The 1,259-nt window shown below is 64.7% G+C and carries 2 protein-coding genes; both read right to left on the bottom strand.

Going from position 1 to position 1,259, the window contains the following annotated elements:
- Nucleotides 1–177: cyclic nucleotide-binding domain-containing protein (locus JMF90_RS37550; protein ID WP_201326389.1), on the bottom strand; the 177-nt coding region annotated here is incomplete at its 3' end.
- Nucleotides 178–418: 241 nt separating this feature from the next.
- Nucleotides 419–1,081 (bottom strand): glutathione S-transferase family protein, encoded by a 663-nt coding sequence (locus tag JMF90_RS37545; protein ID WP_041489417.1) that lies wholly within the window; start codon nt 1,079–1,081, stop codon nt 419–421.
- Nucleotides 1,082–1,259 lie beyond the last annotated feature (178 nt).

The raw sequence follows: 1,259 nt of genomic DNA, 5'->3' as shown, positions 1-1,259 counted from the left end.
GCCGAAGAACTCGCCGCGGCCGAGCGTCGCGACGATCACGCGCTTGTCGTCGCAGCGCGTGGACAGCTCGACCTTGCCGTCGGTAATGAGGAAGAGGACGGGCTCGCCCGCGAAGCCCTCCGAATAGATGATTTCTCCGGGCGCCGCGGTACGCGTCCACGATTGCTGACGATTCAAGTCGATTCCCCTGCTGCGCTGGTTATTGCGGACCGCGCGTCGCACGTCTGAAGCATGCGATCACGAGTCGTCCCCGTGACTCGTTTACGTCATCGTGCGCAACATCCTTTAGGGCATTCGTACTCGTTTCGAACCGAAATCAAGGTAAAACGTTTGCGGATTGCGCGGGCGCATCGATCGTTCGTTTCGCCGCTTGCGCCAGTAGTGAAATTGAAAGCCTGCCGCGACCGCCCGCGTCGGGTCAGAACTCCATGTCGAGCTCGTCGATGTCTTCGTGCTCGGCCTTCGCCTCCTCGATCCACTCGGCGACGAACGGATGCGCGAGAACGCGCATGCAGTACTCGGCAACGTCCGGTTCGAGCTTCACGTCGTAGGTGAGAAAGCGCGTGACGACCGGCGCATACATCGCGTCGGCGATGCCGATCTCCGCACCGAACAGCCAGGGGCCGCCGTACTCGGCCAGGCACTCGCGCCAGATCGTCACGATCCGCTCGATGTCGTGCTGCGCGCGCGACCAGATCCGGAAGCCGGGGAAATGCCCGCGCAGGTTCATCGGCAGCGCGGATCGCAACGCGCTGAAGCCGGAATGCATCTCGCCGCAGATCGACCGGCAATGCGCGCGTGCATGCCGGTCTTCGGGCAGCAGCCGCGCCTGCGGGCGGATCTCGTTCAGGTATTCGGCGATCGCGAGCGTGTCCCACACCGCGTTGCCGTCGTGCGTCAGGCACGGCACGAGAATCGACGGCGACAGCAGCAGCAGCTCCGCGCGCGACGTCGCATCGATCGGCACGCTGATCGTCTCGAACGTGAGCCCGCTCAGCTTCGCGAGCAACCAGCCGCGCATCGACCACGACGAATAATTGCGGCTGCTGATGGTCAGCGTCGTCCGTGCGTTGGATTCCATGTTGCTCCCCTGCTGAATGTCGTTCGTGCCCCTGCACCGTAAACGGACGCGCCGCATGAACGGCCGCACCACGCCTGTGCGGCGCGTTCGCCGAACTGGCGCAACGCGGCACGGCATCGCGGCACGTGTCGCACGCCGACCAGCGCGGCTATGCACGGCCTTTGCCCTGCCGCCATCA

Origin of the sequence: Burkholderia sp. E168m23 (genome assembly GCF_016586125.1) — a bacterium.
GTDB classification, from domain to species: Bacteria; Pseudomonadota; Gammaproteobacteria; order Burkholderiales; family Burkholderiaceae; genus Burkholderia; species Burkholderia orbicola.
The sequence above is the reverse complement of the archived record's forward strand: the minus strand, read 5'-3'. Positions and strand labels throughout refer to the sequence as shown.